Origin of the sequence: Gilvimarinus gilvus (assembly GCF_030518155.1) — a bacterium.
In the GTDB taxonomy this organism is placed as follows: domain Bacteria; phylum Pseudomonadota; class Gammaproteobacteria; order Pseudomonadales; family Cellvibrionaceae; genus Gilvimarinus; species Gilvimarinus gilvus.
On record NZ_JAULRU010000311.1, the window covers coordinates 1 to 306 of the forward strand.

Annotated in this window: 1 pseudogene; it reads left to right on the top strand. The window is 48.0% G+C overall.

Annotated elements, in window-relative coordinates:
• Window positions 1-62 precede the first annotated feature (62 nt).
• Window positions 63-306: pseudogene (locus tag QWI17_RS04995) on the top strand (serine-type D-Ala-D-Ala carboxypeptidase); the annotation flags it as partial.

Here is a 306-nt window from a genome sequence, read left to right on the forward strand (position 1 = left end):
CTGGCCAGGTACTCGAAACCACGAAGGTTTGGGCGGGGCAGCAGGATAAGCTAAGGGTTGGATTGACCGATGCGATGGCGATTACCATTCCTCGGGGGGAAAGCGAGCAGCTTCAGGCAGTGTTAGATCTGGATAAAGTGATCAAAGCGCCGATCCAGAAAGGGCAGAGTTTTGGTACTTTGAAAGTAATGCTTGAAGGAAAGCTTGTTGCAGAGGCACCGGTTGTTGCGCTTGAAAGCATTAATGAAGCGGGATTTATACAGCGTATCTGGGATGCAATTGCGCTATTCTTTTATAATCTGATTA